Here is a 25038-nt window from a genome sequence, read left to right as displayed (position 1 = left end):
ACTTTTCAAGCAGAAAATCCCATTTATGGTTTTTCTATTTACACAACGACCAAAATGACCACAATGTGTGAGACTGGGAGCATGGCTTCGGAGACATCCGCGCAATTGACCGCGTCGGGAAGCGATACGGCACTTGCCGACCAGATCAGCGCCGAGATCCTGCGCTGGATCGTTGACGAGGACCTGCCGGCCGGCTTCCGCCTGACCGAGCGTGCGGTCGCAGAGCGGTTCAAAGTGTCGCGATCGCCGAGCCGGCGAGCTCTGCAGCGACTGCAGCGGGACGGGCACATCGATCGGACCGACACCGGTCGATATGTGGTGTCCGCTACTCGCCCGAACGTCGTCGGCCACAGCGTCGATGAGGCGGCGACGGACGAGGACCTCTATTTGCGCGTCGCACGCGAGCGGCTGGAAGGTGCGCTCCCTGAGCGGATCTCGCAATCGGCGCTCGCGCGGCGATACGACCTCAGCCCATCGCGAGCGGGGGCGCTGCTGCAGCGACTCTCGATGGAGGGCTGGGCGGCGCCGTTGCCGGGTCATGGCTGGGAGTTCTTGCCCGTGCTCACCTCGATCGGCTCGTACCAGGCCAGCTACCGCTTCCGCCTCATCGTCGAGCCGATGGCGGTTCTCGAGCCGACGTTCGAGCTCGATCGCGTCGAGCTGCTCAAACGGCGCGATGAGCAGCAGCAGCTCGTAGACGGGGACATCACTCGCGTCACCCCTTCCGAGCATTTCGAGCTGAACGCGGCATTCCACGCCACTCTCGCGCGCTGCAGTCGCAACGAGTTCGTGATCGAGAGCCTTGCTCGCGTGAACCGGCTGCGTCGACTGATCGAATACCGGCAGGCGCTCGTTCCCGAACGGGCGGTGATCCGCTGCCGGGAGCACGTGGCGATCGCTGATCTCGTCCTCGCGGGGAAGCTCGACGCGGCAAGCGGCGCGCTCCGAGACCACATCTCGTCTGCCGCCGAAGAGAAGTCGGTGGACCGCGCGCGCTGAGCCTGAGCGGCAGACGGGCCGCGCCCTCACGTCTCGTCCGATGGCGTAGCGATCACGCCCGCGCTCGCCCACGCGGCGATGACGAGCATCGCTCCACTTGCACCGAGCACGCCGGCCGCTCCGGCGCCGGCCGCGATCGTGCCAAGCCCAGCGGGGATGATCGTCTGCCCGAGTCGGTTCGTCGCGAGTCTCAGCGACATGGTGAGCCCGCGTGTGCCGGCGGGAGCGAGCACCGAGATCCATGACATCGTGACCGGCTGGCAGATACCGACGACGAAGCCGTAGGCGGCAGCCACGCCGATCAGCACGGGCACGGGCAGCGGCAGAGAGAGCGCTACGAGCGACACCGCCGACAGCGTGATGCTCCAGACCAGCAGTCGACGTCGGCCGAGGGCGTGAGTGAGCCGGCCGAGCGCAAGCCGGGATGCCATGGACGCCATGGACCGCGCGACGAGCATCGCGCTGATGGCGCTGGCGGTGACGCCGCGGTCCACGCCGATGAGCGGCGCGTACGCGACGAAGATGTCGACGGACGCGAGTACGAGGCTGCTCGCGAGAAGTGCGCGCACGAGACCCGGCAGCACGACCACTCCGCGCACCGTCTTGAGGAGGGGCACCCTCGATGTTCGAGGGGCTCGATCGTTGCTCCGCACGAACGCCGAGACGACTAGTAGGAGGCAGGCGAGCCCGAAGCCGATGAGCATGATGAGGGGAAGCGGGGGAACGGTCCGTGATCCTCCCGGGAGCGCGAGAAGCAGAGGACCGATCGTCTGCCCGGCCGCCGCGGCGAAGCCGTAGTAGCCGAAGGCGGCGTCAGAGCCACGTGCGGTCGAGGTGTTCCCGATGAAGGCCTGCTGCCCGATGACGGTGAGCACTTGGCCGGCGCCGAGCAGCACGGTAGCCACGACGAGGAGCCAGAGGGAGCCGAGCCCCGCGTATGCGGCGGCCATGGCGAGCACGACCAGCACCGCCCCGGCGATGAGCGCCTTCCGCTCCCCCAACCGGTCGATCGCGTGCCCCGCCGGCACCGCCATCGCGAGAGCGGGCAGGGCGTACGCGGCCGCCAGCAGCCCGAGGAACCCGGGCGAGACGCCGAGATCCAGCGCCGCGTACGAGACGACGGGCCGGATCGCGAAGACGATGATCTGGATGATGACCGAGTGGCAGAGCACCACTCCGAACATCACCCGGGAACTCATACGGCAGCCGGTCGTTCGGTGGCGAGATGGCGAAGCACGAAGCGCATGATGCCGCCGTGGCTGAAGTACTGGTGCTCGCGTGGCGTGTCGAGTCGCACGATCATCTCGAACTCGCGGCCGTCCGCGCTCACGCGCACGCGTTCGCGTCGCTTGTTCTCGTCAAGCGTGGAGATCCCGCGGATGTCGAAGTGCTCGGTGCCCGTGATGCCGAGCGACGCGGCGCTGTCGCCGGGCAGGAATTCGAGGGGCAGAACGCCCATTCCGATGAGATTGGAGCGGTGAATCCGTTCGAACGATTCGGCGAGCACGGCTTTGACCCCCAGGAGAGAGGGTCCCTTCGCTGCCCAGTCGCGCGATGATCCGGTCCCGTACTCCTTCCCGCCGAGCACCACGAGCGGCGTTCCCGCACTCCGGTACGCCATTGCGGCGTCGAAAATCGTCGTCACGGCGCCGCCGTTCGTGAAGTCACGCGTGTAGCCGCCTTCCGTCCCCTCGACGAGCCTGTTGCGCAGGCGCACGTTCGCGAAGCAGCCGCGCATCATGACCTCGTGGTTTCCGCGACGCGAAGCGTACGTGTTGAGTTGGAAGCGCTCGACTCCGCGCTCCGCGAGGTAGCGTCCGGCGACGGAAGCGGCGGGGATCGCGCCGGCGGGCGAGATGTGATCGGTCGTGACGGAGTCGCCGAGCACAACGAGCGCTCGCGCGCCCTCGAGGTCGGCGGCCGGCTTCGGGTCCCGGCTCATTCCGTCGAAGTAGGGCGCGTGCCGGATGTACACGCTGTCCTCATCCCAGTCGAACGTTTCGCCATCGGGAGTGGCGAGCCCCCGCCAGCGATGATCCCCCTCGAACACGTGCGCGTACGCTTCGCTGAACATGTCCGCGCTGAGATTCTGGGAGACAACGGCGTCGATCTCGGCGCCCGAGGGCCAGAGGTCCCGCAAGAAAACGAGGTTCCCGTCCCGGTCGCGCCCGATCGCCTCGGCATCCCAGTCGACGTCCATGGTGCCCGCGAGCGCGTAGGCCACGACGAGCGGCGGCGACGCGAGGTAGTTGAATCGCACGTCGGGGTTGATGCGACCGTCGAAGTTCCGGTTGCCCGAGAGCACGGCGGCGACGCCGAGACCCTGCTCGCGCACGGCATCCTGAACTTCGGGGATCAGCGGCCCCGACGCTCCGATGCACGTCATGCAGCCGTACCCCGCGAGGGTGAAGCCGAGCTTGTCGAAGTACGGCATGAGACCGGCGCGCGAGATGTAGTCGGTGACGACTCGTGATCCGGGCGACAGCGTCGTCTTCACCCACGGCTTGCTCGACAGCCCACGCTCGACGGCGTTGCGGGCGAGCAGCGCCGAGGCCACCATGACGCGGGGGTTCGAGGTGTTCGTGCACGAGGTGATCGCGGCGATCGCGACCGCGCCCGGGTGCATGTCGTGCGCGTCCCCGTCGAGTGTCACGCGCACGGGAGCATCGATGTCGGCACCGGGCATGAGGTCCGCGAGGGCGCGGCGGAACTGCGGCTTCGCCTCGGCGAGCGCCAGGCGGTCCTGGGGGCGTCTCGGGCCGGCGAGCGAGGGGCGGATGCTGCCGAGATCGAGCTCGATGCTCTCGCTGTACCGGGCGATCGACTCGGGGCGGTGCCAGAGTCCCTGCGCCTTCGCGTACGCCTCGACGAGGGCGACGCGCTGCGGGTCCCGCCCGGTGAATCGCAAGTAGCGGATCGTTTCGTCGTCGATGGGGAAGTACGCGCACGTCGCCCCGAACTCGGGAGCCATGTTCGCGATCGTGGCACGGTCGGCGAGGCCGATCGCTCCGACGCCTTCGCCGTGGAACTCGACGAACTTTCCCACGACGCCGTGGCGGCGCATGAGCTCCGTGATCGTGAGCACGAGATCCGTGGCGGTGACGGCGTCCTGCAGCTCGCCCGTGAGCCGGACCCCCACGACGCGCGGCACGAGCATGCTCAGGGTCTCCCCGAGCATCACGGCTTCGGCCTCGATGCCGCCGATCCCCCAGCCGAGAACGCCGAGGCCGTTGACCATCGTCGTGTGGGAGTCAGTGCCGAAGCAGATGTCGGGGTACGCCCAGCCGCCGTCGGCCATGACGACGCGAGCGAGGTGCTCCAGGTTCACCTGGTGCATGATGCCCGTGCCGGGCGGTACGACCTCGAAGCCGTCCATCGCCTGCTGACCCCACCGCAGGAACCGGTAGCGCTCGGCGTTGCGCTCGTATTCGATGTCGACGTTCCGCTCGGCGGCATCCTCGGTTCCGAACACGTCCGCGATCACGGAGTGGTCGATCACGAGCTCCGAGGGGACGCGCGGGTTCACGCTCGCGGGATCACCGCCGATGCTCCCGATGGCGTCGCGCATCGAGGCGAGGTCCACGAGAACGGGCACGCCGTTCGTGTCATGAAGGAAGGCGCGGGCCGGGCTCACGTCGATCGCCGACTGGAACGACGTGTCGCTCCCCCAGCCGAGAAGCGCCTCGACCTGCTCTCGGGTGACTCGGTGCCCGTCTTCGTTTCGCAGCAGGTTCTCGAGCACGATCCGGATGCTGTAGGGCAGGTGCTCCACGTCGAAGCCGTCGAGCGACGCGATGCGGTAGCTCACGTCGCCGACGCGCAGCTCACGCGCGACGTCGAAGCTGCCGCGTCCCCACCGCGTGCTCGGCTCGCTCATGCGGGCATGACCTCCGGATTCACCGGCCGGGCGTACGTGTTGGAGCTGCTGCCGGGAACGACGCAGCGCTCGACCACCTCGCGCCACGCGGGGTAGTGCGGCGCGCCGCGGTGCTCGTGATAGAACGCGTCGTCGTCGCGGTAGATCTCGTAGAGCATGAACCGCTCCGGCGACTCGACGGAGCGATGGATCTCGAACCGCAGGCAGCCGGGTTCTGATCGCGTCGCCTCGGCGTTGGCGAGCAGCCCCGCCAGGAACTCGTCGACGCGCTCGGGGTGCACGTCCATCGTCACGAAAACGGTCAGCATGCCGTCTGCGCCTCCCTCTCCCACGGCGCGGTCACTCCGCACTCTCGCGCGAGACGCGCGAGATCGTCCGCTGTCTTCTGCGGAAGCGTCACCCCGACTGTTCTGCTGCGCTCTTCGGCACGCGCCTCGATCTCGCCCGGCACGAAGATCTCCGCCACGCCGGCCGCACGAGGCACGCTCTTCGTCTGGGCGATCAGCTCGGCCACCCGCGCGCGGAACTCGTCGAGGCCCATGAACGCCGACACGTCGAGGGCGATGACGAGGTGCCCGCAGCCGCTGCGCTCGTCGGGCACGTACGGGCCGACGACGCCCGTCGAGAAGCGGCTTCCCGTGAGCACGCCCGAGAGCACATCCATCATGAACGAGATCCCGTAGCCCTTGTGACCGCCGACGGGGGCGAGGATTCCCTCGATCGCCGCCTGCGCGTCCGTCGTCGGGCGACCCTGAGCGTCGATCGCCCAGTCGGCGGGGATGTCCTCACCGCGCTGCTTGGCCGCGTAGATCTTCCCGCGGGCGACGCTCGTGTTCGCGATGTCGAGAACGAGCGGGCCGTTCTCCCCGCCCGGCGTCGCGATCGACCACGGGTTCGCGCCGACGGTCTTCTCCTTCCCGCCCCACGGCGCCATCGCGGGACTCCCGTTGGTCGTGAGGATGCCGATGAAGCCGGCCTCCGCCATCCGCCGCGTCCAGTAGGCGGCGGTGCCGAAGTGGTTGCTGTTGCGCACGGCTACCGCTCCGATGCCGTGCGCGGACGCGCGCGCGACCGCGCTTTCGCACGCCGTGTTCGTGATGACCTGGCCGATGCCGTCTTGCCCGTCCACGACGGCTATCGCGCCCGAGTCGACGAGCGTCGCGACCTCGGTCACGGCCGACATCGCGCCCGAGCGAAGGCGCGCGACGTACCACTCGAGCCGCAGCATGCCGTGCGAGGGGTGACCCCAGCTGTCGGCCGCCACGAGGCTCTCACTGACCAGCCGGGCATCGTTCGCCGGCACGCCGTGCGCTTCCAGCACGCGCGCGCCGAACCCCGTCAGCCGGGTTCCGTCGACGACGACCCCCGGCATCAGGCGCTCGCGATCTGTTCGGCGACCGCGTCGGCGAACGAGGCCGTGCCGTCGGTTCCACCGAAGTCGGGAGTGGCGCGCCCCGCGAGCACGGCGGCGTTCACGCCGTCCTCGATGCGGCGCGCGGCCTCGTTCAGGCGCGGGTCGTTCGCGCGTCCGCTGAGCCAGTCGAGCACCATGGCGCTTGAGAGGATCATCGCTATCGGGTTGGCAATGTCGCGACCGGCGATGTCGGGCGCGGAGCCGTGCGCCGCCTGCGCCATCGCGTGCGTCGCCGAGCTGTTCACCGACGGGGCGATGCCGAGCGATCCGGCGAGCGCTCCCGTGAGGTCGGAGAGGATGTCGCCGAACATGTTCTCCGTCACGATCACGTCGAAGTCCTTCGCGCGACGCACGAGGTGCACGGTCATGGCGTCGATGTGGAAGTCGTCGACGGTGACCTCGGGGTAGTCCTTCGCGACGCTGCGGCACGCGTCCCGAAACAGTCCGGTCGTGAGCATGAGCACGTTCGCCTTGTGCACGATGGTGACGTGCTTGCGCCGGCGCATCGCGAGCTCGAACGCCTCCCGGGCGATCCGCTCGGACGCGACCCGCGTGACGATGCCGTGCGCGATGGCGACGTCGGGAGTCGGCATGAACTCGCCCGTCCCCGCGAAGGTGTTGCGGTCGGCGTAGAACCCCTCCGTGTTCTCGCGCACGATCACGAGGTCGGCGTCGTCGACGACGGATGCCGCTCCCGCGAAGACCCGCGCGGGGCGGATGTTCGCGAAGAGGTCGAAGTGCTTGCGCAGCGTCCCGCTCGGGTTGAGGCGCGAGCGGTGCGGCTCCGGGTACGACACGCTGTCGTGAGGCCCGAGCAGCCACGCGTCCACGGTGTCGAGGCCGGCGAGGGTTTCGTCGGGAACGGGCGTGCCGTGCGTGCGGATGGCGTCCGCGCCGAGGGGGAACTCCGCCCACTCGACGGCGGGCGCTCCGGATGCCGCGATGGCGGCATCCACGCACAATCGTGCGGCCGGAACGATCTCGGGTCCGATGCCGTCTCCGAGCAGCAGGCCGAGCCGGCGGGGTGTGTCCTTCGTTGTGGTCATGCGGGCACCGCCATGAGTTCCTTTGCTTCCGATGGGAGGGCGTCGCCGGGTATACGTGCACGGCCTCCGCGGGGAAGGCGAGCCGCACGTCCTGCGTGAGGTCGCCGGTCGGTGAGATGGCGCGCACGGCCGTTGTGCCCAGCCGCAGCGTGTACTCGAACCGCGACCCGACGTACGCCTTCGTCAGGATCTCGGTGTCGATGGTGTTCTCGTCCCCGGCGGGAGAGCCGGCCGTGGTGACGCGCATGCGCTCGGGCCTGACGGCGAGGGTCACCGTGTCGCCCTCCTTCGCGGAACCGTCGGCGGGAACCACGACGAACTCGTCGACCGCGTCCAGACGCACGCGCATCGTACGACCGTCGGTGGACGCCACGGTGCCGAGCAGGAAGTTGCAGCTGCCGACGAAGGCCGCAACCGCGGCGGTGGCCGGGTGCTCGTAGATCTCCGTCGGCGTTCCGATCTGCGCCATGACACCGTCGAACATGACGGCGATCCGGTCGCTTAGCGAGAGGGCCTCGTCCTGGTCGTGCGTGACGTAGAGGGTCGTGATGCCGAGGTCGGCCTGCAGCCGCTTCAGCCACGCGCGAGCCTGCTCGCGCAGCTTCGCGTCGAGGTTCGACAGCGGCTCGTCGAGCAGCAGCACGGACGGCGAGTAGACGAGGGCGCGGGCAAGCGCGACGCGCTGCTGCTGACCGCCCGAGAGCTGGTGCGGGTACCGGTCGCCGAGCGTTCCGAGTCCCACCTTGTCGAGCGCATCGGCGATGCGTGCCTTCTTGTCGGCCTTGTCCGCGCGGCGGATGTTGAGCGGGAACGACAGGTTCTTCTCCGTCGTCATGTGCGGCCAGAGCGCGTAGGACTGGAAGACCATGCCGAGGTTGCGTTCCTCGGTGGGCACGTAGATGCGCTTCTCCCGGTCGACGAGTGTGCGGTCGCCGATCGCGATGCGCCCGTGGGTGGGGTCTTCGAGGCCGGCGATGCAGTTCAGCGTCGTCGACTTCCCGCAGCCGCTCGGACCGAGGAGCGTGAAGAACTCTCCCTCCCTGACGGTGAAGTCGATGTCTTTGAGCACCGACACGTCGGCGAACTGCTTGTTGAGGTGAGAGACGTGAACTTCAGGCATCTCGGTGTCCCTTCATGAAGAGGCTTGCGATTCCGACGACGACGGCGGTGATCGCGATCTGGATAGTTGCGAGAGCGGCGACGGATCCGGTGTTGCCCTGGACCCACAGCTCGAGCATCGTCGTGCCGATGACGTTGCTGTCGGCGGAGGACAGGAACAGCGCGGCGGAGTATTCCTTGAGCATCGTGACGAAGACGAGGATCATCGAGCCGATGAACGCGGGAAGCAGCAGCTTCCGCAGGATGCGAGTGAATACGCCGATCCAGTCAGCGCCGGAGACACGCCCCGCGTTGTCGAGCTCGCTCGCGATCTGCATGAGCGCGGGCGAGATCGAGCCGAACGCGGTGGGCAGCGCACGCAGCCCGAACGCGATGATCACCGCGGCGAGCGTGCCCTGCACGAGTCCGCCGAGGTTCCACGGCATGAGTGCGAACGCCCAGAAGAACCCGATGCTGACGATGATTCCGGGGATCGCCTGCGGCGCGAGCGACAAGTACTCGACGGCGCGCGCGAAGCGGAACGTCGATCGGCGCGCCACGATGACGGCGAGCAGCGCGAGGAAGCTCACGAGAACCGCGCCCACGACGGCGATCGTGACGCTGTTCGTTATCGACTGGATGTAGGACTGGTACGTGAAGATGCGCTCGTAGTTCGCCATCGTCAGGGTCTTGAACGGGCTCTGCAACGGCGTGAACACGAACGTGAACGAGCGGAACACGAGGCCGAGGATCGGCAGCGCGGCGCCGAACACGACGTAGAACACGATCGCGACGGCGACCGGCCATTTGAGCCAGCCGAGGTCGAGTTTGTTCGGGCGCACCGCCTTGCCGCGAACGGAGATGAATCTCTGGGCGTTCTTGAGTACCTTCGCCTGGATCATCACTGTCGCGATGGTCGCGGCGAGGATGATCGTCGACGCCGCTCCCAGCACGCCGTAGTCGGGTGAGATGGACTGCAGGCCGTTGGTGTAGAGGAAGGTTGAGAAAACTTCGATGCGCACGGGCGTGCCGTAGAGCAGAGGCACGCTGAGCGTCTCGATCGACATGCTGAAGACGAGAATGGCGGCGTACACGATCGGCGGCCGCAGCATCGGCACGATGACGCGCAGGAGAATCCGGAACGGGCCGGATCCGCACACGCGCGCTGCGGACTCGAGCGACGGATCGGACTGGCGAAGCGCGTTCGCGCAGAACACGTAGGCGATGGGCGCGAGCCCCACGGCCTCCGTCACGGCCATGCCGGGAATCGAGTACAGGTTCCAGGGAACGGTGCCGATCACGCCCTTGACGGCGACGCTGATGAAGCCGGCGGGACCGTAGAGCGTGATCCAGCCGAAGCCGAGAATCAGCGAGGAGACGAAGAACGGCCACTGCATGGAGCCCGCGAGCACGGTTCCGAACGGCAGCTTCGTCCGCACGACGAGCACGGCCATGGGCACCGCGATGAGCAGAGCGAGGATCGTCGTCATGACGGCGAAGAGCGCCGTGTTGAGGATGACCTGGCCGAAGCCCGCATCCGTGAAGAGATGGACGTAGTTGTCGACTGTGAACAGTCCGCCCGCCCGGTACAGCGGCCTGTCCTGCACGGACTGGTAGAGGATCGGCACGATGGGCGCGACCACGAAGAGGCCGATGACGATGAAGACGGCGTACTGCAGCAGCCGGGCTCGGCCGACGCCGAAGATCTTGCGATACTTCGGCGCCGGCAGCGTCGGCTTCTGCACAGCGTCAGCGCTCTGCCGAGACGTTGTGAGAAGAGACATGATTACCTTTTGTCGAATTACCGGTTGTTACTTTCCGAGCAGCCCGTCCCACCGATCGACGAACGCCTTCACATCGTCGTCAGAGGTCACCTTGTAGGGAACTCGGATGATGGCGTCTTCACCCACGGCATCCACGACTTCCTGGTAGGTGTGGCGTCCTTCGGTCAGCTTGACGCTGTCACGGTAGGAGCTCAGCCCGCCTTCGGCGACCGCGTTCTGGCCTTCCTCCGAGAGGACGAAGTCGATGAAGAGCTTCGCCGTCGCTGCGTGCGGCGCCTTCGGGGTGATGCCGATTCCGCGGCCGAGCACGACAGTGCCGTCATCGGGGAAGACGAGATCGAACAGTCCGCCGCTCTTCTCCTGCATGGGGTATGCCGGCGCCGTGCTGATGAAGAAGCCCGCCGCATACTCGCCGGAGAGGATCTTCTCGACCTGGGTTCCCGAGGAGCTCTCGGGGCGCGCGAGCGGCAGGATCTGCTCGAGCGAATCCCACGAGTCCGGGTTGCCTTCCGTGAAGGCGTGGGAGACGGTGAAACCGTACGCGCCGTTGACATCGCGCGTCGTGATCTTGCCCTTGAACTTGTCGGGGTCGGCGGAGACGATCTTCGCGAGCGAAGCGATCCCGGTCGGCGCTTCGTCGAACAGCGACGTATTGTACGAGATCGTCACGGGGTCGAGCGACATCGCGAAGATGTTCGGGCTCAGTTCGGCGAAGTCGGGCAGCTCGCTGAGCTCTGGCGACTTGTAATCCATGAGCGTGTCCGGCTGCTCAGCGTACTTCGCCCACGCCTGCACGGCGTTCGAGACGAGCAGGTCGGCGGGCGCGTTGCCCGTCGCCATTTCGCTGAGCTGCCGCTGGAAGACCTCGTCGCTGTCGAGGTTGTTCGCCGAGATCTTCGTGATGAAGGGGTACTTCTTCTTGAAGTCACGGAAGATCGGCGCCCAGTTCTCCTGGTCGGTGTTCGAGTAGATCGTGAGCTCGCCGCCCTCGTCCTTGGCCGCGTCGACGAGGTCACCGTAGTCCTTGGGGTAATAGCTCGGCCACTCGCCTTCCGTGATCTTGTTCTCGGGGGCCTGACCGCCTCCCCCCGAGCCGCCGGAACAGCCCGTCAGGGCCGCCACGACGGCGAAGAGGGCAGCGGACGCAACCGTCACCGCTCCTTTTCGACGAGACCATGAACGTTCAACGTTCATCATTTTTCACTCCCTTGTGATCGATGGTTCTCGAGGTGTTGCTCAACGACGATACTGGAGGTTATAACCTGCGGGTGTCAAGAACAGCTTCATCTCAAATTGGCAACATCCGCGGGAATCTGTGACCACAAGTTACACAACCCGCTTTCCAATCTTTCTGGCGTTAGGCCGGTTTTCGCAATTCCTTTCCTTGCTCTGCTATAGGTTATAACCTACGTGGCAATCTAGGATGAGGGCGGGAGGCGCGAAGACCATGGACAATGCAGATCAGTACTCCACGAAGAGCGATTTCGCGTACGCCGTCATTCGGAACCGAATCCTGGCGCACGAGTACGTTCCGGGCGCCACGATCAACCAAGCGACCCTGGCCAAGGAGATCGGAATCAGCACGACTCCCCTCCGCGAGGCGCTGCGCCGGCTCAAACAAGAAGGTCTTGTCGAGCTTGATGCCCACAGAGACGCGTATGTGACGAAGCTCAGCGTCGAGGAGGCTCGGGACCTTCTCGAGCTCCGACTCGCTCTCGACCCGCTCGCCGCGGCACTCGCCGCCGAGCGCCGCACTCGGGAGGACATCGCCGAGATTCGCCGATCCTCCGAGGTGAACGCCCTATCGAACCAGCCGACGGTCGTCGATCTCGTCGCCCACCGTCGTTTCCACCGCGCCATCTACGTCGCCTCGCACAATGACGTGCTCATCGCAACGCTCGACGGACTCTGGGACAAAGCGGACCGGTATCGGCTCGTGGGCCTGCGCGAGGGACGCGACCAGCCCGAGCGCGACAAGAAGAACGAGGAGCATCAGCAACTCGTACTGGCTGTCATCGCGGGGAACCCCGATGAAGCGGCGGCCGTGATGCGTGCCCACATCTCCGACAGTCTCGGCGCGCGGGCCGCATGGTTCATGGAACGCAACAGCACTTCGGTGTGAAGTGCACCCGAACAGTGAGGAAGACAATGACCGTTTCCACCGCAGACCTCTGGGACGAGCGCGGCCACGAGCTCGCCTCGATCCCGCTTGACTGGCACGACTTCGGCGGCAAGGCCGCGTTCTCCGGGCCGGCCCGCACAGTGCGCTGTCTCGAGGACAACGTCGTGCTCAAATCGGTCGTCTCCGAGCCAGGCGACGGAGCCGTGCTCGTTGTCGACGGCGGCGGCTCGCTCCGCACAGCGCTGCTCGGCGACATGATCGCGAAGATCGCGATCGACAACGGCTGGGCCGGCATCGTCATCAATGGCGCCGTACGCGACCGCGTCGCTCTTCGCGACATGCCCATCGGCATCCGCGCGCTCGCGAGCAACCCGCAGAAGAGCGCCAAGGAAGGCGTCGGCGAGGCCGACGTGGAGATCGAGATCGCCGGCACGCGGATCCGACCGGGTGTCCGCCTCTTCGCCGACGAGGACGGCGTTCTCGTCGAGCGATGAACGCCCCGCTCATCGCTCTCGTGAGCGCCGTGCCGGCGGCGATGGCGCCGGCACAACAGGCGTTCGAGCGCGAGTACCCGGACGCGACGATTTGGAATCTCCTCGATGACCGGCTCATCGTCGAAGCGCTCGAGGCCGGCGGACTCACCACGACGCTGAAGGATCGGATGGCGGGGCTCATCGACCACGCCATCCGGAACGGGGCGAAAGGCGTCCTGCTCACGTGCTCGATGTACGGTCCGGTCGCGCACGAGGCCGACGCACGCTCAACGCTGCCCGTCTTCGCTTCCGACGACGCGGCGTTCCACGACGCCGCGACGAGCGGATTCACACGCCTCGCACTGGTCTCCTCGATCGCGACGCCGCTTGCCGACGCCCGCACGCGCTTCGACGTCGTGCCGAAGCCGGCCGAGTTGAGCACCCACGACGTCCTCGCCGCCGACGCCCTCGAGCCCTCCCGCGAGGGCGATGCGGCCGGAACGGCCCGCGCGCTCGCGGCCGCCGTGCGCGCCGCCGACGGTCCGTTCGACGCCGTGCTGCTGGCCCAGTACACGCTCGCTCCCGCCGCCGAGGCCCTCGAGCACGAGCTCGGCATTCCGGTGCTCGCGGGGCCGGTGCGAGCAGCCGCCGCGATGCGCGCCGTCCTCGAGGAGAGTGCCAGGTGATCGGGGCGATCGCCGACGACTTCACCGGCGCGACCGACGTCGCCGTCGCGTTCCGCCGTCAGGGACTCCGCGTGCGCATCGTCTTCGGCTGCCCCGACGACAACACGCCGGCCGGCGCGGACGATGTCACGGTCGTCGCACTCAAGTCCCGCACGATTCCCGCTGCGGACGCGGTCGAGCAATCCGTGCGCTCCGCGACATGGCTGCGGTCGATCGGCTGTGAGCAGCTCTACCTCAAGTACTGCTCGACGTTCGACTCGACTCCCGCGGGAAACATCGGCCCCGTCGCCGATGCGCTCGCCGACCTGACCGGCTCCGCCCTGACGGTTGTGACGCCGTCATCCCCCGTGCACGGCCGGACCGTCTACGGCGGCCACCTGTTCGTCGGCACCGACCTGCTCTCGGAATCCTCGATGCTGCATCACCCGTTGACGCCCATGACCGATTCCTCGGTCGTGCGTCTGCTCTCAGCGCAGACCGACCGGGAGGCCGCGCTCATTCCGGAGGCAACCGTCGCCAACGGGACGGATGCCATAGCCGCCGCGTTGCGGGAGCTGCGCGATCGCGGCATCCGATACGCCGTCGTCGACGCGATCGACGCTCACGACCTTGAGCAGCTCGGCGGCGCAGTCGCACGTGACGTGCTCGTCACAGGAGCGGCCGGACTTGCGGAGGGCCTCGCCGCCGCGCAGGCCACCGCGAGCGCCGCGGCGCCGACCCCGCCGCTCGACTCCTACGCGACGGCCGCGGCCCTCGCCGGAAGCTGCTCGGCGCGCACGCGCGAGCAGGTCGCACGGTTCGCGGCGCACAATCCGGCGCACTTCCTCGATCCGGCCAGCAGCGACGATCCCCGCCGGCTCGCCGACGCGGCCCTGGACTGGTTCGACGCGGCACGGCGCGACGGCGTGCCGCTCATCTACTCGACGACGGAACCGGAGAAGCTCCGCGCCGCACAAGAGCGGTTCGGCGTCGACCGGCTCGCGCACCTCGTCGAGACGGCGCTCGGCTACGTCGCCATCGGACTGATCGAGCGCGGCGTCGACCGGATCGTCGTCGCAGGCGGGGAGACCTCGGGCTCTGTCACCTCCGCGCTCGGCGTACGGACCGCCACCATCGGCGAGGAGCAGGCGCCGGGTGTACCGTGGCTGCACATCGACAGCCCCAAGCGCCTCGCGCTGCTGCTGAAATCCGGCAACTTCGGCGACGAGGACCTGCTGATCACGGCGACGGGAGCACAACCGGCATGACCATGACACAGGACGCTCGCGAGCAGCTGATCGCCGCCGCGCGCTCCCTCTTCTTCCGGGGGCTGACGCACGGCAGCACGGGGAACATCAGCGTGCGCATCGAGAATGGCATCCTCATCACGCCGACGGGAAGCAGTCTCGGCACCGTGACGGCCGACGAGCTGTCGCTCATCGATGTGAACGGCCGCCACATCGGGGGCGGGCGCCCGTCGAAGGAGGCGTTCTTCCACGCCGCCGTGCTGCGCGCCCGGCCGAGCGACGAGGCTGTCGTCCACACGCACTCGACCTACTCCGCCGCGCTCTCGTGCCTCGACGGTCTCGATCCCGACAACGCGCTTCCGCCGCTCACCGCCTACTTCGCGATGCGCGTGGGGCGCCTTGCGCTGCTGCCCTACCATGCTCCCGGCGACACCGCGCTCGAGCCCGTCATCGAGCGCGCCGCCCACGACCATCAGGCGCTGCTGCTCGCGAACCACGGGCCCGTCGTCTCGGCGCCCTCGATCGCGGCGGCACTCGACACGCTCGAGGAGCTTGAGCACACGGCCCAGCTGCACCTGCTGCTGACGGGTCACCGCACGCGCCCGCTCACCGACGAGCAGGTCGCGGCGCTGCGACGCTAGCCCGCGGCCACCGTTCCGGCGGCGAACGCGACCTCGAACCCGTCGAAGATCGCCGCGTCGATGTTGCGCGGCGCCCGCGCGTCGCCGATCACCGTCACCGGCACGTCGAGCCCGGCCGCGTCGAACGGCACTTGCTCGCGCGGCGTCGCGAGCACGACGGTGCGCGCCGCGACCATGCGCTCCCGCCCCGAGTTCAGGTCGCGCAGCAGCGCTTCGCCGGCGACGTAGTCCGCGATCGTCGTCGCGACCTCGATGTCGAACGAGCCGTCGCCGGGTAGCGCCCCCGGAGTCCCCGGCACGCGAAACAGCCGCCGGTGCAGGTGGTCGCGGTCCTGGCTGCCGCGGATGAACGGGAACGCGGTGTCGAATCGCGTCACCATCCGCACGTCGTGCCCGCTCGCGACAAGCGACAGCGCGATGCCGGCAGCGTACGGCGTGCCGTCGTGGTCGACGAGCAGCACGGGCCCGCGCAGCCGCTCCGGTTCCGCGACGGCCGTCCAGGCGTCGAGCACGCCCGCGCGGCCCGCGATCGGTTCAAGCGCGGCGGACGCGGCATCCGTCACCGTCGTTCCCTGCGCCGACGGTCGCGATCCCGTCGCGACGACGACGTGATCGAACGAATCGGATGCCGCGAGCAGCTGCGCGGCGTCGGTGCGGACGCCGAGGCGCACGTCGACGCCCGCGGTGTCCCGCGTGAGGTCGTCGATCAGCAGCTGCACGCTCTCGCGGCCGGGGACACGTGCGGCGAGCCCGAGCTGCCCGCCGAGGCGGTCGCTCGCCTCGAACAGGGTGACGTCGTGGCCGTTGGCGCTCAGCTCGGCGGCCGCCTTGAGCCCGGCCGGTCCACCGCCGACGATGGCGAACCGCTGCCTCGCCGTGGCGGCATCCGGAGCCGAACGGCTCGCCTCGCGCCCCACGACGGGATTCACCGTGCAGCCCATCGGCAGGCCGTTGCCGGTGCGCGCGAGGCAGCCCTGGTTGAGGCGGATGCAGTGCGTCACGGGCGCGCCCGTGCGCAGCTTCGTCGCGAGGTCGGGATCGGCGATCTGCGCGCGCGTGAGGGCGACCATGTCGGCCACGCCCTGCTCGATGACCTCGCGGGCGCCGTCCACGGTCGCGGCCGCACCAACGCCGAACACGGGGATGTCCGCGTTGGCGCGCTTCACCGCGGCGACATCATCGCGCAGCCACGCGGCGGGCATCGCCGACGAGGGGAAGACGTAGTGCACCTGGTGGTACTCGCCGCCCGCGAGGTTGAGGTAGTCGATGCGCACGTGCCGCCGCAAGTGGGCGATGATCGCGAGGCAGTCCTCGCGGCTGAGCCCGGCCTCGTCGAACTCGTTGGCGACGATGCGGATGCCGACGACCGCCTCGTCGCCGACCCGCTCGCGCACGGCGCGCAGCACCTCGAGCGGGAACCGCGCGCGGCCCTCGAGGTCGCCGCCGTAGCGGTCGGTGCGGCGGTTGTAGAGCGGCGAGAGGAACTGGTGCAGCAGGTAGCCGTGCGCCATGTGCACCTCGACGCCGTCGAAGCCGCCGCGCATGGCGTTCTCGGCCGTGACCGCCCACCCCTCGGTGAACGCCGCGATGTCGTCGTGCGTCGCCTCGATCGTCGCGGCGCCGGTCGACGGCGAGATCAGGCGGCTCGCCGAGAAGACGGGACGCGGCCCGTCCGGTCCGTCGGGCGAGGCCTGCGCGCCGTGGTGGTTGAGCTGGGCGAAGATCTTCGCGTCGCGCTCGTGCACGGCGTCGGTCAGCGCCCGGTCGGCACGGACGATGCCGGTGCGCCAGCCGTCGACGAAGCCGCGGATCGCGCTCGACGGGTGCACGAAGCGGTTGCCGGCGATGAACAGCGCCGTGCCGCCCTCCGCACGCCGGGCGAAGTAGTCGATCTCCTGCTGCGACTCGCGCCCCTGCACGGCGTACAGCTTCGAGTGCGCCGCCTGCATGAGCCGATTGCTCACGGTGACGCTGCCGATCTGCAGCGGAGTGAAAAGCGGGTCGGATGCTGCGTCGCGCTCAGCGGAGAGGGCACTGCTCATGCACTCAGAGTAGTGAGTGCGGCGCCGTTCGACTGAAAGTCGAACGGTTGCCGCAACGCCAGGTCCCGCGAGCCTGCGCCCTCAGTTCTTGAGCCACACCGTCGTCTCGCCGGGCAGCGTGTCGCCCTCGAGGGGCCGGCTCGAGATCAGCCGCTCGCCGGCGGGCAGCGCGATCGGCCCCGTGCCGAAGTTCGTCACGACTTCCCAGCCGTTCGGCCGACGGAAGTGCAGCACGTCGGCCGAGCCGCCGACGTCGAGCCACTCGAGCTCCTCCGCGGTCTGCAGCTCATGGCGCAGCGCGAGAGCCCGGCGGTACAGCTCGAGCGTCGAGCCGGGATCGCCGTCCTCCGCCTCGACCGAGAACCGGCCGAACCATTCGGGCTGCGGCAAGTGCGCGCCGTCCGACCCGAAGCCGAAGGAGGATCCTTCGTGCGTCCAGGGCAGCGGCACGCGGCATCCGTCCCGTCCGATGTCGACGCCGGGATTGCGGAAGAAGGCGGGATCCTGCCGATTCTCCGCGGGAATGTCGGCAACCTCCCCGAGGCCGAGCTCCTCGCCCTGGTAGAGGTAGGCGGAACCGGGCAGTGCGAGCATCATGAGCGTCGCCGCGCGAGCGCGCCGCAGTCCGCCGGCGATGTCGAGCTCGGGCTCACGCCCGCCCGCGAGCAGCCACTCGGAGCCCTGCTTCACCGCGCGTCCGGCAAGCGGCGGGAGTCCGTAGCGCGTCGCGTGCCGAACGACGTCGTGGTTCGAGAAGACCCACGTCGTCGACGAGCCCGCACCCTTCGCCTGTTCGAGGTTCGACGTGATGATCTCGCGGAACTGCGCGGAATCGAAGTCCGCCTCGAGCAAGTCGAAGTTGAACGCCTGCCCGAGCCCCTCGGCACTCGCGTAGCGCGCCCGGCGCTCGGGCGTCGCGACCCAGGCCTCGGCGACGGCGATGCGGGGCGGGTCGTATTCGTTGAAGACGCCGCGCCATTCGGCGTAGATCTCGTGCACTTCGTCGCGGTCCCAGAGCGGATGCTGCCCCGTCGTCTTCTCCATCGCGTCGAGCTCCGCTTGCGAGGGCAGCACGGCGGGCAGCTCCTTCGCGAGCCCGTGGGCGACGTCGACGCGAAAGCCGTCGACGCCCCGGTCCGACCAGAACCGCAAAGTGGCGAGGAAGTCGTCGCGCACCTCACGGTTGTCCCAGTTGAAGTCGGGCTGCTCGGTCGCGAAGTAGTGCATGTACCACTGGCCGTCGCCGACGGGCTCCCACGCGAGGCCGCCGAACGCGCTCGTCCAGTCGGCGGGCGGCAGCTGGCCGTTATCGCCGAGGCCGTCACGGAAGATGTACCGGTCGCGCTCGGGCGATCCCTTGGGCGCGGCGAGCGCTTGCGTGAACCACTCGTGCCGGTTCGACGAGTGGTTCGGCACGATGTCGACGATGAGCTTGATGCCGGCGCGGTGCAGGGCGTCGACCATGTCATCGAAGTCGTCGAGCGTGCCGAGGCGCGGGTCGACGTTGCGGTAGTCGTCGACGTCGTAGCCGCCGTCGGCGAGCGCTGAGGGGTAGAAGGGACTCAGCCACACGGCGTCGATGCCGAGCTTCTTCAGGTACGGCACGCGACTCGTGATGCCGCGCACGTCGCCGATGCCGTCACCGTTCGCGTCGGCGAAGCTGCGCGGGTAGATCTGGTACACCGCCGCCTGCCGCCACCACGTGGCGTCGCTGCGAGCTGATTCATCGCTTGTCTCGGGAACGGGACGAGTGTCGGTCAAGGGTGTTCCTCCGTTGAGTTCAGGGCGGATGCCGTGCGGCTCTGCCGAGACTATCGCGCCCGCCTGCACGCCACGTCACCCGTCCCTTCCGCTTCTCGCACGGCCGACGTAGCCTGAGGTCATGGCCGAGCGAATCACTCCCGAGGAGTTCACCCAATCGGACGGCGTCGGCGACTGGACCGCCGAGGCGACGAGCGCGCACGCCGTGTTCGCGACGGGCTCGTTCGCGGCGGGCGTCGAGCTCGTGAACGAGATCGGCATCCTCGCCGACGACGCGAACCACCACCCCGACGTGCTGCTCACCTACCCGACCGTGACGGTGACGCTCAGCACCCACGAGGTCGACGGCCTCTCCGAGCGCGACGTCGACATGGCACGACGCATCTCGAAGGCAGCGAAAGTGCTCGGCATCACGGCCGGCGGCTGACGGCTACTCCCCCTCGACGAGACGGATGAACGCGCTCAGCTGCGCGACCTCCGCGGGGGTGCGCGGCAAGTACTCGACGAGCTCGGGCGAGTAGACGAGGTGCGCCGCCCACTGCGCGCGCGAGATCGACACGTTGAGCCGGTTCTTCAGCAGGAGGAAGCCCATGCCCCGCGGGACCTCTGATGAGTCGGATGCCGCGAGGCTCACGATCGCGATAACGGCTTCCTGCCCCTGGAACTTGTCCACCGTGCCGACCCGCACGTCGTGCAGATCGGCCCGCTCGAGTGCGTCGCGGATCTCCGCGACGTGCGCGTTGTAGGGCGACACGACCATGATGTCGGCTTGCGTGAGCGGCATCCGGTCGATTCCCGCCGACGGATCGGTCCACGGCCGTCCGAGGTGCGAGCGCACGATTTCTACGACGCGCGCTGCCTCTTCCGGCGAGCTCGTCGCGTTGCCGGAGTGCGCGACCGGGTCGACGTGCAGGCCCGGTTCGACGCCCTCCAGCATCCGCTCACCCGCGCACGGGTGCGAGTGCAGCGCGCCTTCGTAGGACAGCGCGGAGACGACGGCGCTCACCGCGCCGTGCATGCGGCGGCTCTCGGCGAGGAAGTAGCCGAGCTCGGTCGGCAGCACGTCGTGCCCGGCGCTCACCCAGCCGAGCGCAGACTCGTCGACCGGCTCCGGATGGGTGCCCTGGCTCACTTGCGGAAGCTGCTGCGGATCGCCGAGCAGCAGGAGGTTGCGGGCGCCGACGCTCGCGGCGATCGTGGAGCCGAGCGAGAACTGTCCGGCCTCGTCGACCACGAGCAGGTCGAGCGATTCGCGGGGCACGAGGGCGGGGTTGCTGAAGTTCCACGCGGTGCCGCCGACGACGAATCCCGTGTGCGCGTTGTCGAGCGCGAAGGTGAGGTAGTCGGTCTTGCGGAGCGTCGTGTAATCGTGCTCGGTGCGGTCGCCGTCCTTGGGCGCCTTGCCCACGAGGTTGTTCGGCAGCCCGGCCGCGACCACGCGATCGAGCACGTTCTCGACGACGGCGTGCGATTGCGACACCACCCCGATGCGCCACTGGTGGTCGCGCACGAGCGCCGCGATGACGTGAGAGGCGAGGTACGTCTTTCCGGTTCCGGGCGGTCCCTGCACGGCGAGGTAGGACCCGTCGAGGTCGAGCAGCGCCGCCGTGACGTCGGCGACGTTGTCTCCGGTCGCGGGCAGACGCCCGCCTCGAGTGCGCGGCGGCACTCGGCGCAGCAGGTCGAGCATGGGTTCTGCGGGCAGCGCATCGGCGATCTCACCGGGCGCGGCATCCGCGGCATCCACGATCCGCTGTCCCCATTCGGCGATCGCGTCGACCTGCGTGCCGGGCGACGGCGGGCTCGCCGGCGTGAGTGCGACGGGCATGGTCGTGTACGGGTCGACGTCCTTACCGAGCGTCTCCTCGATCAGCAGGGAGCCATCATCGCCGACCTCGATGAGCCTCGCGGACTTGGCCACGCGCGCTCCGGGGTCGCTCGTCGGATCGGTCCACGGGCCCGGGTGGGCGTACACGACGTACGGCGTCGCGCCTTCCTTGACGGTGCTGCCCGGCGCCCACTGGCCGAAGACGCGCACGTGACGGCGTTCGCTGCGCTGCTTGCCCTCGCGATGCCAGTCCCGTTCAAGCACGGCACGGTCGATGATGAAGCAATCGCGCGTGTCCGCCCACTCGTCGATGGGCTCGACGAGCCGAGAGAAGTGGCCCCACCAGAAGCTCTTGTGCTCGCGTCGGTGGTAGTCGATCGCCGCTGCCGCGACACCGAGCGCCCGCTGCTCGGGAGTGCGTTCGAGCTCGAGCGGGTCGCCGGCGAGGGCCGCGAGCCGGTCGTGCAACGGCGAGGGCTCGATCTCGGCCTCATCGCGCTCAGTCGGCGGCGAGGGCGCGATGCCGTGCGCGAGTGCCAGGCCGCGCAGCCAGTCACGCAGCCGCAGCGTGGAGACGCAGTCGTATTCGTTGTAGTCGGCGATCGAATCGAGCATGCGCTGCGCTTCAGCAGCGGCATCCGCATCACCCGCGAGTCCGGCCGCACGGAGCTCGCTGAGCCGAGCGTATTCCGTTATCGAGTCGCCCGCGTTCGTCACGTCGCCCTCGCGGCGCTCGTCGCCCATGTACAACGGCTCGAGCTTCTTTATCGAGTACGAGCGAGAGCCCACGCGCACGCTCTGCCGCACGATGGGGTACAGGTCGACGAGCACGTGCTCGCGCAGCAGCGTGTCGACGGCATCCTCCCCCACACCGTGACGCGCGGCGAGAGACAGCAGGTGCGTGCGCTCGTAGGGAGCGTAATGGTAGATATGCATGTTCGGATGCCGCCGACGGCGGTCCGCGACATACGCGAGGAACTCCGCGAGAGCCTGGCGTTCTTCGGCGAACGTGTGGGCCCAGAAGGCCCGGAAGGTGCCGTCGGGCTCGATGAGGCCGAAGAGATAGTCGAGTCCCCACTCCCGGTGCTCGCCGGCGCCTGATTCGCTGTAGAGCGGGTCGCCCTCGAAATCGAAGAAGATGTCTCCGGCATCAGGATCGGGAAGAGCGGCGAGAGCTTTGGGGTCGAACAGCGTGACAGCGGGACCGGCGTCCGGTGCGGACTCGAGCTGCAGGCGGGCCTGCTCGCGCAAGTGCTCGAACGTCGACGCGCTCATGCCGTCGATGGCGCTCGGCGCCGCGGCGAGCTGCTCGATGGTCGCGATTCCGGCGCGGTTGAGCACGGCGCGCTGGCGCACGCTCAAATTCGCGACGAGAAGGAGGTCCCGGTGTTCCTGCACCGCCTCTTCGCAGAGCTCGCAGCGGCCGCACAGGGCATAGCGCGTGTCACCCCAGGCGAGCGGGGAGAGTTCGGCGAGGCGCTCGGCCATGATGCGCTGAAGGCGCGCGCGGCGCTTGCGATATACGGGTGCGATGTCGGCGAGGCGGTGCTCGCTGTGGCTACCGTCACCGAGAATGAGCCGCGCGACCGGGCTGACGGGCACACCGAGTTCCGTGAGCTTCTCCCCGTATGCGGCGAGTTGGAGCAGCGCCGTGATCTTGGCGTGGCGGGCGAGTTTGGTGTCCTGCACCTCGTAGCTGCCATCGGGCTGGCGGACGATGAAGTCGGCGAAGCCGACGAAGTTGCCGTCCCAGAATGTCGCCTGGAAGACGACGTCCGCACCGCCCTCGAACGCTGCTTTCGTCTCGGCGGCCACTTGGGCCAAGTGTTCAGCGGACATCGATTGGGGCCGGTCGATCTCGACGACGCCTTCCGCGTACGTGTCGCGGTAGTGCTGAAGCACGTTTGCTTCATGCACGTCGCCGAGTGCGGACGTGCGCTGGTTCATCGCGTCGCGTTCTTCGACGATCGGCGGAATGCGACCGAGTTTCGCGTCGAGCCTGCGCAGGAATGCCCATTCGCACTGGGACGCGAGAGTCAGGTCGCTTGCGCTCGTGACGATGCGCGGCACGGCAGACGTGTGGGACTCGGCATCCATGGGTGAAAGCAGGAACATCAGGGCCTCTCGATTCGCATCAACGGTACAAGCAGCGACTGACGTTGCGGGCACGACAATGGAGACATGTGGATTGGTTGGATCGAGTTCGACCTGTTGTTGGGGGATGTGCACTCGCTCAAGGAGAAGCGTTCCACCGTGCGCCCGATTCTGGCTGAGATCAAGCGTCGCTTCGAGGTCTCGGTCGCGGAGGTCGGGCACCTTGATCTGCACCGGCGCGCAGCCGTCGGAGTGAGCGTGGTCAGCGCTCACAGTAGCCACGTGACGGAAGTACTCGACGGTGTCGAGCGAATGGTCGCAGCCCGGCCCGAAATCGAGTTACTGTCCGCTCGCAGGCGGCTTCATCGCAGCGAGGACTGACCGCGGTCGGTCGTCGATCGCGGCATTGCCGACTGCCGACGCTCAGTGCCGACGCTAACGCGCCAAGGCGCGCATCACATGCTCACTCTGCTTCTAGAAGAGCGGGTTCTCCGGGTAGTCCTTGCCGTCGGTCGCGTCAGCGTCGTCGGCTGCATCGGCTTCGTCGGTTTTGGTGTCGGTGAACCAGCTCTCGCCGTCGGGATTCGGCGCGTCTTCGGCGAAGCCGTCGTTCTCGCTTTCCTCGTCGTCGATGTCGGGTTCGGGAGTCTCGTCGCATTCGTCGAGGGGTACGAATCCGACATTGGTGGAGCGTCGGATGCGGTACTTCTGTCCGAGGGGTGAGGTCCAGATGATGGTCCCGTCGTCGTCGCGTTGGACCTGCCAGGTGCTTGAGTGTTTGAGTACGTGGTGGCGTCGGCACAGGCAATTGAGGTTCTCGAGGTCGGTCTCACCTCCGTCCTGCCAGGCGAGGATGTGGTCCACATCACATTGCCTGGCCGACCGGTTGCAGCCGGGGAAGCCGCAGACCTTGTCTCTGACTTCGATGGTCTTTCGCAGGTCGGCGGGGACGGCGTAGCGGTCGCGTCCGACGGAGAGGACGGCTCCGGTTTCGGGGTGGGTGAGCAGCCTTGTGAAGCTTGGCGCTTGGGCGGCGAGCCGGCGGGCGGTCTCGGGGTTGATCGGCCCGTACCCGTCGAGTTCTGCCGGTTCCTCACTGTGGCCGAGGAGGGTCATCACCGGGACGGTCACGTGCACCGTCGGCCGGATCGCTCCATCACGGCCGGCGAAGACGGGAACACCGGCCCCCTCACCGCTGTCGTCACTGCTGCCGCCGGTGCCGATCCCGGTGGTGAGCCCGAGCATGGCGGCGTCGGTGAACACGTCGGCGGTGAGTTGCCCGATGGTGCGCTGATCGCCGGTTTTGCGGAGGCTTTTGGCGGTGGTGTGGCAGGCGTTGAATATGCTCTGGGTTACCTCGACGGGGGCGTAGAGGGCGAGCCAGCCCATTCCGTCGGGAGCGTTCCAGTGCTCCACTCGCCGATCTTCCGCTGCCGCTTCGTGGCGTTCGGTACTGGTTTCCGGGTGCAGGCTCTCGCGCAGGGCGAGGGCCTTGTTCTTGAACTGCGGCGGGGTGGAGGTTTTCGCCAGCTTGAGGGCGACCTGCTCGAACGCCGCCCGATCCTGTGTGGAGAGCCCGGTGGCCTGATCGATGAGCGTGCGCGCGTGCTGATATGTGATCACCCCCTCACCGAGTGCTTCCAGGGTGGCGGGGAGTTCCGTGGTGAGGGTTTCGGCGGTGCCGAGCATCGAGGTGATCATCGGCTGCGACAACCGCATCTTCGCCGCCAGTTCCCCGGCGAGGGCGGAACGCACAACCTCCTGCGTCTTCGTCGTGTCCGTGTCGGAGGCGACGAACAGGTCACGGTTCGCCGTCGCGTGGTCCAGAAGATCCGCGAGCATCGTGGACACCTGCGCCTGCACGACCGCCAGCAACGCGTACTGTTCGGAGATCTCTTCGACCATCACCGCCAGTTTCCCGATCCGGGAGTCGCGGCTTTCGGGTGG

The 25038-nt window shown here is 68.2% G+C and carries 20 protein-coding genes and 1 pseudogene; 9 read left to right on the top strand and 12 right to left on the bottom strand.

What is annotated here, in order from left to right; translation table 11 throughout:
- Positions 1-81 precede the first annotated feature (81 nt).
- Positions 82-999 (top strand): GntR family transcriptional regulator, encoded by a 918-nt coding sequence (locus BLV49_RS07415; protein ID WP_091182103.1) that lies wholly within the window; start codon positions 82-84, stop codon positions 997-999.
- Between the two features lie 26 nt (positions 1000-1025).
- On the opposite strand, the gene BLV49_RS07410 is transcribed toward BLV49_RS07415, so the two are convergent.
- From BLV49_RS07410 to BLV49_RS07390, 5 genes are read right to left on the bottom strand one after another with little or no spacing between them, the layout of a single operon-like run.
- Positions 1026-2183, bottom strand: a complete 1158-nt coding sequence (locus BLV49_RS07410; protein WP_245723702.1) for an MFS transporter — start codon at positions 2181-2183, stop codon at positions 1026-1028.
- A gap of 11 nt (positions 2184-2194) precedes the next feature.
- On the bottom strand, positions 2195-4876 hold the full coding sequence (gene acnA, locus BLV49_RS07405) for an aconitate hydratase AcnA (RefSeq protein WP_091182098.1): 2682 nt from the start codon (positions 4874-4876) through the stop codon (positions 2195-2197).
- A complete protein-coding gene (locus BLV49_RS07400; protein ID WP_091182096.1) occupies positions 4873-5184 on the bottom strand; it encodes a putative quinol monooxygenase in 312 nt (103 codons plus the stop codon). Before BLV49_RS07400 ends, acnA begins: the two co-directional genes overlap by 4 nt.
- A complete protein-coding gene (locus BLV49_RS07395) occupies positions 5178-6248 on the bottom strand; it encodes an Ldh family oxidoreductase (protein ID WP_091186951.1) in 1071 nt (356 codons plus the stop codon). The genes BLV49_RS07400 and BLV49_RS07395 overlap by 7 nt, the downstream gene beginning before the upstream one ends.
- Positions 6248-7336, bottom strand: a complete 1089-nt coding sequence (locus BLV49_RS07390; protein ID WP_091182093.1) for an isocitrate/isopropylmalate dehydrogenase family protein — start codon at positions 7334-7336, stop codon at positions 6248-6250. Before BLV49_RS07390 ends, BLV49_RS07395 begins: the two co-directional genes overlap by 1 nt.
- Before the next feature lie 116 nt (positions 7337-7452).
- Here BLV49_RS07390 and BLV49_RS17170 point away from each other — a divergent pair, with 116 nt between their 5' ends.
- Positions 7453-7776, top strand: a complete 324-nt coding sequence (locus BLV49_RS17170) for a hypothetical protein (protein ID WP_245723574.1) — start codon at positions 7453-7455, stop codon at positions 7774-7776.
- A 239-nt stretch (positions 7777-8015) separates the two neighbouring features.
- Here the strand turns inward: BLV49_RS17170 and BLV49_RS17415 are convergent.
- The 3 genes and pseudogenes from BLV49_RS17415 to BLV49_RS07375 all read right to left on the bottom strand — a co-directional run.
- Positions 8016-8456: pseudogene (locus BLV49_RS17415) on the bottom strand (ABC transporter ATP-binding protein); the annotation flags it as partial.
- Entirely contained in the window at positions 8449-10218 is a 1770-nt protein-coding gene (locus BLV49_RS07380) for an ABC transporter permease (protein WP_091182091.1), read from the bottom strand. The gene BLV49_RS07380 and the pseudogene BLV49_RS17415, both read right to left, overlap by 8 nt.
- A gap of 27 nt (positions 10219-10245) precedes the next feature.
- Positions 10246-11373: an ABC transporter substrate-binding protein gene (locus BLV49_RS07375; protein ID WP_245723572.1), complete on the bottom strand. Its 1128-nt coding sequence runs from the start codon at positions 11371-11373 to the stop codon at positions 10246-10248.
- Between the two features lie 292 nt (positions 11374-11665).
- Between BLV49_RS07375 and BLV49_RS07370 the strand changes: the two genes are divergently transcribed.
- From BLV49_RS07370 to otnC, 5 genes are read left to right on the top strand one after another with little or no spacing between them, the layout of a single operon-like run.
- Positions 11666-12340, top strand: coding sequence for a GntR family transcriptional regulator (locus BLV49_RS07370; protein WP_091182085.1), 675 nt, complete (start codon positions 11666-11668; stop codon positions 12338-12340).
- Positions 12341-12366: 26 nt separating this feature from the next.
- A complete protein-coding gene (rraA, locus tag BLV49_RS07365) occupies positions 12367-12834 on the top strand; it encodes a ribonuclease E activity regulator RraA (RefSeq protein WP_091182081.1) in 468 nt (155 codons plus the stop codon).
- Positions 12831-13499 carry an aspartate/glutamate racemase family protein gene (locus BLV49_RS07360; RefSeq protein WP_091182077.1) on the top strand — a complete coding sequence of 223 codons (669 nt, stop codon included), beginning with the start codon at positions 12831-12833 and terminating at the stop codon, positions 13497-13499. The genes rraA and BLV49_RS07360 overlap by 4 nt, the downstream gene beginning before the upstream one ends.
- The gene (gene otnK, locus BLV49_RS07355) at positions 13496-14746 is read left to right on the top strand and encodes a 3-oxo-tetronate kinase (protein WP_091182072.1); all 1251 of its coding nucleotides are present in this window, start codon (positions 13496-13498) and stop codon (positions 14744-14746) included. The genes BLV49_RS07360 and otnK overlap by 4 nt, the downstream gene beginning before the upstream one ends.
- Positions 14743-15366, top strand: coding sequence for a 3-oxo-tetronate 4-phosphate decarboxylase (gene otnC / locus BLV49_RS07350; protein ID WP_218132608.1), 624 nt, complete (start codon positions 14743-14745; stop codon positions 15364-15366). Before otnK ends, otnC begins: the two co-directional genes overlap by 4 nt.
- Here the strand turns inward: otnC and BLV49_RS07345 are convergent.
- Positions 15363-17408: an oxidoreductase gene (locus tag BLV49_RS07345; protein ID WP_091182069.1), complete on the bottom strand. Its 2046-nt coding sequence runs from the start codon at positions 17406-17408 to the stop codon at positions 15363-15365. The genes otnC and BLV49_RS07345 overlap by 4 nt on opposite strands.
- An 81-nt stretch (positions 17409-17489) precedes the next feature.
- Complete coding sequence (locus tag BLV49_RS07340; protein ID WP_091182066.1) at positions 17490-19169, bottom strand: glycoside hydrolase family 13 protein; 1680 nt, start codon at positions 19167-19169, stop codon at positions 17490-17492.
- 121 nt (positions 19170-19290) lie between these two features.
- On the opposite strand from BLV49_RS07340, the gene BLV49_RS07335 reads away from it, so the two are divergent.
- Positions 19291-19596: a 4a-hydroxytetrahydrobiopterin dehydratase gene (locus BLV49_RS07335; RefSeq protein WP_091182062.1), complete on the top strand. Its 306-nt coding sequence runs from the start codon at positions 19291-19293 to the stop codon at positions 19594-19596.
- Between the two features lie 3 nt (positions 19597-19599).
- On the opposite strand, the gene BLV49_RS07330 is transcribed toward BLV49_RS07335, so the two are convergent.
- Positions 19600-23112, bottom strand: coding sequence for a TM0106 family RecB-like putative nuclease (locus BLV49_RS07330; protein ID WP_245723571.1), 3513 nt, complete (start codon positions 23110-23112; stop codon positions 19600-19602).
- Positions 23113-23178: 66 nt separating this feature from the next.
- Here BLV49_RS07330 and BLV49_RS07325 point away from each other — a divergent pair, with 66 nt between their 5' ends.
- On the top strand, positions 23179-23472 hold the full coding sequence (locus BLV49_RS07325) for a DUF503 domain-containing protein (protein WP_091182055.1): 294 nt from the start codon (positions 23179-23181) through the stop codon (positions 23470-23472).
- Positions 23473-23565: 93 nt separating this feature from the next.
- Here BLV49_RS07325 and BLV49_RS07320 read toward each other — a convergent pair whose 3' ends face one another.
- Positions 23566-24996: an HNH endonuclease signature motif containing protein gene (locus BLV49_RS07320; RefSeq protein ID WP_176980761.1), complete on the bottom strand. Its 1431-nt coding sequence runs from the start codon at positions 24994-24996 to the stop codon at positions 23566-23568.
- Between the last annotated feature and the right edge of the window lie 42 nt (positions 24997-25038).

This window comes from Paramicrobacterium humi (assembly GCF_900105715.1).
Classification (GTDB): Bacteria; Actinomycetota; Actinomycetes; order Actinomycetales; family Microbacteriaceae; genus Paramicrobacterium; species Paramicrobacterium humi.
Note: the sequence above shows the minus strand (reverse complement) of the source record. Positions and strands in the feature narration are given on the sequence as shown.

Excerpts from the sequence above, each read along its gene's own strand:
- BLV49_RS07415 (WP_091182103.1), top strand. The coding sequence starts at position 82 with ATGGCTTCGGAGACATCCGCGCAATTGACCGCGTCGGGAAGCGATACG.
- BLV49_RS07410 (WP_245723702.1), bottom strand. The coding sequence starts at position 2,183 with ATGTTCGGAGTGGTGCTCTGCCACTCGGTCATCATCCAGATCATCGTC.
- acnA (WP_091182098.1), bottom strand. The coding sequence starts at position 4,876 with ATGAGCGAGCCGAGCACGCGGTGGGGACGCGGCAGCTTCGACGTCGCG.
- BLV49_RS07400 (WP_091182096.1), bottom strand. The coding sequence starts at position 5,184 with ATGCTGACCGTTTTCGTGACGATGGACGTGCACCCCGAGCGCGTCGAC.
- BLV49_RS07395 (WP_091186951.1), bottom strand. The coding sequence starts at position 6,248 with ATGCCGGGGGTCGTCGTCGACGGAACCCGGCTGACGGGGTTCGGCGCG.
- BLV49_RS07390 (WP_091182093.1), bottom strand. The coding sequence starts at position 7,336 with ATGACCACAACGAAGGACACACCCCGCCGGCTCGGCCTGCTGCTCGGA.
- BLV49_RS17170 (WP_245723574.1), top strand. The coding sequence starts at position 7,453 with ATGGCGCGCACGGCCGTTGTGCCCAGCCGCAGCGTGTACTCGAACCGC.
- BLV49_RS07380 (WP_091182091.1), bottom strand. The coding sequence starts at position 10,218 with ATGTCTCTTCTCACAACGTCTCGGCAGAGCGCTGACGCTGTGCAGAAG.
- BLV49_RS07370 (WP_091182085.1), top strand. The coding sequence starts at position 11,666 with ATGGACAATGCAGATCAGTACTCCACGAAGAGCGATTTCGCGTACGCC.
- rraA (WP_091182081.1), top strand. The coding sequence starts at position 12,367 with ATGACCGTTTCCACCGCAGACCTCTGGGACGAGCGCGGCCACGAGCTC.
- BLV49_RS07360 (WP_091182077.1), top strand. The coding sequence starts at position 12,831 with ATGAACGCCCCGCTCATCGCTCTCGTGAGCGCCGTGCCGGCGGCGATG.
- otnC (WP_218132608.1), top strand. The coding sequence starts at position 14,743 with ATGACCATGACACAGGACGCTCGCGAGCAGCTGATCGCCGCCGCGCGC.
- BLV49_RS07345 (WP_091182069.1), bottom strand. The coding sequence starts at position 17,408 with ATGAGCAGTGCCCTCTCCGCTGAGCGCGACGCAGCATCCGACCCGCTT.
- BLV49_RS07335 (WP_091182062.1), top strand. The coding sequence starts at position 19,291 with ATGGCCGAGCGAATCACTCCCGAGGAGTTCACCCAATCGGACGGCGTC.
- BLV49_RS07330 (WP_245723571.1), bottom strand. The coding sequence starts at position 23,112 with ATGTTCCTGCTTTCACCCATGGATGCCGAGTCCCACACGTCTGCCGTG.
- BLV49_RS07325 (WP_091182055.1), top strand. The coding sequence starts at position 23,179 with ATGTGGATTGGTTGGATCGAGTTCGACCTGTTGTTGGGGGATGTGCAC.
- BLV49_RS07320 (WP_176980761.1), bottom strand. The coding sequence starts at position 24,996 with ATGGTCGAAGAGATCTCCGAACAGTACGCGTTGCTGGCGGTCGTGCAG.